This is a genomic window from Novosphingobium sp., assembly GCF_027486195.1.
GTDB lineage: Bacteria > Pseudomonadota > Alphaproteobacteria > Sphingomonadales > Sphingomonadaceae > Novosphingobium.
This window is the reverse complement of record NZ_JAIXPP010000048.1, coordinates 1-4,244: the sequence shown is the minus strand read 5'-3', so window position 1 is coordinate 4,244 and position 4,244 is coordinate 1. Positions and strand designations below refer to the sequence as shown.

Genomic DNA, 4,244 nt, shown 5'->3' with positions numbered 1-4,244 from the left:
CACTTGTGGGTTTTGAGCCTTTAACGGGTTACTCAGCCCGGACGAAAATACCGCTTTTCAACACACGTCGATCCTAGTTCGGCCCCATCAACACCTCTGCGACAACAGAGCCCGGACCTTGCAGCCGGTGGTGATGGTGGAGCCGCCGGGTACCGCCCCCGGGTCCGCTGCGCCTATTGTACGGTACAGTTTATCGTCATATCCGGGCGAACCCGGCAAGCCCGATATAGGCACGGCGCGCGGGGAATGGAAGGGGCACATCGCCCCTTCCGTCCGATCCTCAGCCCTTCTTCAGCGCGTCGCGGATTTCGGTCAGCAGATCGATCTCGCTCGGGCCGGCAGGCGCGGCGGGAGCTTCGGGCGCCGCCGGCATCATCTTGTTGGCGGCACGTACGATCTGGAAGATCACGAAGGCCATCAGCAGGAAGCTGATCACGGCGGTAACGAACGCGCCGTAGCCCAGCATCGGCACACCCGCAGCCTTGAGCGCAGCGTAGTCCTCGAGCGATCCTTTGTACGTCTCGGGGATTGCGCCCAGCACCAGAAACTTGTTGGTGAAATTGACCCCGCCGGTCACCACGCCGATCACCGGCATGATCAGGTCCTCGGTCAGCGAGGTGACGATCTTGCCGAAGGCCGCGCCGATGATCACACCAACCGCGAGATCGAGCACATTCCCGCGCGCTACGAACGCCTTGAATTCTCCCATCATGCCCATGCCGTTGTTCTCCTGTCAGGCATTTTCACCCGCCCGCTTCGTGCCACTCGCAAACCTTTGTAACAAGTGGTCTGGTACTCCGATCCGGTCCAGCCCTTGAACCGCCATCGGGACCCGCTACATTCGAGGCGGAGCATACCCGCCGCGTCCGCGCCGGGATCCTTGAGGGAACACATTTCGATGGCCGCTTCGCTGCTTGCCCGCTTTTCCCGTTTCGCTTTCGTCGCCATGGCCGCCGCCGGCCTTGCCGGTTGCGGGGTCAACGCGATTCCCACCGCCGAGGAAGCCGCCAAGGCCAAGTGGGCCGACGTGCAGAACCAGTACCAGCGCCGTGCCGACCTGATCCCCAATCTGGTCGCGACGGTGAAGGGCGCGGCCAACTTCGAGCAGAGCACGCTCGTGAAGGTGACCGAGGCACGTGCAAAGGCGACCTCGATCCAGATTTCCGCCGCCGACGTGACCGATCCCGACAAGATGGCGCAGTATCAGGCCGCGCAGGGCCAGCTGAGCCAAGGGCTCGGGCGCCTGCTCGCCTCGGTCGAAGCCTATCCGGAGATCAAGGCGAACGAGAACTTCAAGACCCTGCAGGACCAGATCGAGCGGACCGAAAACCGCATCGCGATCGCCCGGCGTGACTACAACGGGGCGGTGCAGGACTATAACACCACGATCCGCACCTTCCCCGCGATCATCGCCGCCAAGGTGGTCTATGGTGCCAAGCCGATGGTGCCGTTCGCCGCAACCACGCCCGGCGCGGATACGGCCCCTGCGGTGAGCTTCGACGGCCCGGCTGCCCCTGCTGCAGCCCCCGCCGCCAATGACAACGCGGCGGCACCGGCCAGCAAGGCGGCGGCGAACTGAGCCGGGGCGCGGCAGGCCCCGCCATGAAGCGCCTCCTCCTTGTCCTGCTCGCGGCGCTGGCCCTCCTTGCCGGGCCAGCCGCCGCACAGACCTTCCCCAAACTCACCGGCCGGGTGGTCGATGAAGCGCATCTGCTTTCGGCAGAGCAAGCCGCCGCGCTTGATGCCAAGCTGGCGGCGCTCGAAACCCAGTCACAGCGGCAGATGGTCATCGCCACGATCCCGGATCTGCAAGGCTACGACATCGAGGACTACGGCTACCGGCTCGGCCGCGCCTGGGGCATCGGCGACAAGCAGCGCAACGACGGGCTTTTGCTGATCGTCGCCCCGAACGAACGCAAGGTCAGCATCGAGGTCGGCTACGGACTCGAGGGCGTGATCTCGGATGCACTAGCCAGCGAGATCAGACGCACCGAGATCGTGCCCCGGTTCAAGACTGGCGACTATGCCGGCGGCATTGCAGCCGCGACGGACAAGTTGATCGCCCAGCTGCAATTGCCCGAGGATGAGGCGCGCAAGGTTGCCGCCAATGCTTCGGCCCAAGCCAAGAAGGCCAAGGAGCCCCGCTTCGATGCCGGCACGGTGATTTTCCTGCTGATCTTCTTCTTTTTCTTCGTCCTCCCCTTCCTGCGCGCGATGCGCGGCGGCGGGCGGCGCTATGGCTCGCCGGGCGTGATGATCTTCCCGTCGGGCGGCTGGGGCGGCGGGGGCTCCGATTGGGGCGGCGGCGGTGGTGGCTGGGGCGGCGGCGGCGGCGGCGGCTTTTCGGGCGGCGGCGGCAGCTTCGGCGGCGGCGGCTCTTCGGGGAGCTGGTAGGCCATGCTGACCGACACAGACCGCAAAGACATCGCCGAAGCCGTGGCGGCCGCGGAAGCCACGAGCGCAGGCGAGATCGTCACGATCATCACCCCGCAGTCCGACAGTTACCGCGATGTCGCGCTGGCGTGGTCGATATTTGTCGCGTTCCTCGCGCTCGCTGCGCTGGAACTCGCGCCCACCTTCTATCTCGGCCTGATCGAGCGGCTGCTCGGCCTCTGGGCACATGAATGGACGCCCCGCCAAGTGCTGGGCATCGCGCTGACGGTGGCCGTGATCAAGTTCCTCGGCATGCTGCTGCTTATGGCTTGGCGCCCCTTGCGCCTGCTGCTGACCCCGCCGCCGATCAAGTCTGCGCGCGTCCATGCCCGCGCGCTCACCTGCTTCCGCATCGGCGCAGAGGGACGGACGACCGGGCGCACCGGCATCCTCATCTACCTCTCGCTCGCCGAACACCGCGCCGAGATCATCGCCGACGAGGCGATTGCCAGCAAAGTCTCGCCCGAAGTCTGGGGTGATGCCATGCACGCGCTGCTCGGGCCGCTTCGCGCGGGCAAGGTGGGTGAAGGCATGGTCGCCGCGGTTCGCAAGGTCGGCGCGGTGCTGGCCAAGCATCTGCCGCGCGCAGCGGACGACGAAAACGAACTGCCGGACCGGGTGATCGAGGTCTAGCCACTTCCCTTCCTCCGTTCGTGTCGAGCGAAGTCGAGACACCGGGCACTGTGTCTCGACTTCGCTCGACACGAACGGGTCTTTCAGATGGACACCCGCATGAGCCTTGAAGACGAATACCGCGACGATCCCGAAATCACGCAGTGGCAGGGCCGTTTCATCACCGCCAAGACGCGGGGGCGCTGGGAGTATGTCAGCCGCGCGCGGGGCATCAAGGCGGCGGTGATCCTCGCGATCACACCCGAGGACGAAGTCGTGCTCGTCGAGCAGTTCCGCATCCCGCTGGGCAAGCCCTGCATCGAGCTGCCCGCCGGGCTCATCGGCGATGACGCAGGCGGCGAAGGCGAGGAAGCCGCCACTGCCGCGATCCGCGAACTGGAGGAAGAAACCGGCTACCGCGCGGGCCGCATCGAAGACCTTGGGGAATACTATTCGAGCCCCGGCATGGTCAGCGAGAGCTTCACGCTGTTCCGCGCCTACGACCTTGAACGCGTCGGCTCTGGCGGCGGCGTGGAGGGCGAAGGGATCACCGTGCACCACGTGCCGCGCGCAGAGCTGCCCCGCTTTCTCGAAGAGAAGCGAGCGGCCGGTTATGGCATCGACGTCCGGCTGCTCATGCTGCTAAGCCCCCTCTGGTTGAAAGTATAAGCGAGAGGATTGCGGGTGATGGCCAAGGTTTCGGGGGGTCGAGTTTCGGGCAAGTTGGCACTGGTGACCGGCGCGGCACAAGGGCTGGGCGCAGCGCATGCGGCTCTGCTGGCGCGCGAAGGCGCGCGCGTGCTGCTGACCGATATCAACGGCGAAGGTGCTGCGGCGCAGGCGGAGGCGATCAACGCAGAACTGGGTGCCGGAACCGCCTTCGCCACGCGGCATGACGTGACCAGCGCCGACGACTGGGATGCGGCCATCGCCATGGCGGCGGAAAACCTCGGCGGCCTATCCGTGCTCGTCAACAATGCGGGCGTGGGCGTGCGCGGCGATATCGAGACCTGCACCCTGGAAGAATGGCATCGCGGCTTTGCGATCAACGTCGATTCGGTGTTCCTCGGCTGCCAGAAGGCGCTGCCGCTGCTGAAGGACAACCAGCCCGGCTCGATCGTCAACATCAGCTCGATTGCGGGCCTCATCGCCTCGCACACCATGCCCGGCTACAACGCGAGCAAGGCGGCGGTGTGGAT

6 protein-coding genes and 1 other RNA gene are annotated in these 4,244 nt (G+C 65.9%); 5 read left to right on the top strand and 2 right to left on the bottom strand.

Translation table 11 applies throughout. The annotated features are described in order from the left end of the window. Both ssrA and mscL read right to left on the bottom strand, forming a co-directional pair. Nucleotides 1–256: a transfer-messenger RNA gene (gene ssrA, locus Q0071_RS09580) on the bottom strand; the annotation flags it as partial. Between the two features lie 24 nt (nt 257–280). After that, nucleotides 281–712: a large conductance mechanosensitive channel protein MscL gene (gene mscL, locus Q0071_RS09575; RefSeq protein ID WP_298168045.1), complete on the bottom strand. Its 432-nt coding sequence runs from the start codon at nt 710–712 to the stop codon at nt 281–283. A gap of 234 nt (nt 713–946) precedes the next feature. Here mscL and Q0071_RS09570 point away from each other — a divergent pair, with 234 nt between their 5' ends. From Q0071_RS09570 to Q0071_RS09550, 5 genes are all read left to right on the top strand, one after another. Beyond that, complete coding sequence (locus Q0071_RS09570) at nt 947–1,579, top strand: LemA family protein (RefSeq protein WP_298168042.1); 633 nt, start codon at nt 947–949, stop codon at nt 1,577–1,579. A 23-nt stretch (nt 1,580–1,602) separates the two neighbouring features. Then, on the top strand, nt 1,603–2,394 hold the full coding sequence (locus Q0071_RS09565; RefSeq protein ID WP_298168039.1) for a YgcG family protein: 792 nt from the start codon (nt 1,603–1,605) through the stop codon (nt 2,392–2,394). Between the two features lie 3 nt (nt 2,395–2,397). Continuing rightward, nucleotides 2,398–3,066, top strand: a complete 669-nt coding sequence (locus tag Q0071_RS09560) for a hypothetical protein (RefSeq protein WP_298168037.1) — start codon at nt 2,398–2,400, stop codon at nt 3,064–3,066. 99 nt (nt 3,067–3,165) lie between these two features. Beyond that, nucleotides 3,166–3,714, top strand: a complete 549-nt coding sequence (locus Q0071_RS09555; protein ID WP_298168034.1) for an NUDIX hydrolase — start codon at nt 3,166–3,168, stop codon at nt 3,712–3,714. Between the two features lie 18 nt (nt 3,715–3,732). Then, on the top strand, nt 3,733–4,244 hold a 512-nt coding region (locus Q0071_RS09550), incomplete at its 3' end, for an SDR family NAD(P)-dependent oxidoreductase (protein WP_298168031.1).

Coding starts and splice junctions, on each gene's coding strand:
- Q0071_RS09555 (WP_298168034.1), top strand. CDS start 3,166: ATGAGCCTTGAAGACGAATACCGCGACGATCCCGAAATCACGCAGTGG.
- Q0071_RS09565 (WP_298168039.1), top strand. CDS start 1,603: ATGAAGCGCCTCCTCCTTGTCCTGCTCGCGGCGCTGGCCCTCCTTGCC.
- mscL (WP_298168045.1), bottom strand. CDS start 712: ATGATGGGAGAATTCAAGGCGTTCGTAGCGCGCGGGAATGTGCTCGAT.
- Q0071_RS09570 (WP_298168042.1), top strand. CDS start 947: ATGGCCGCCGCCGGCCTTGCCGGTTGCGGGGTCAACGCGATTCCCACC.
- Q0071_RS09560 (WP_298168037.1), top strand. CDS start 2,398: ATGCTGACCGACACAGACCGCAAAGACATCGCCGAAGCCGTGGCGGCC.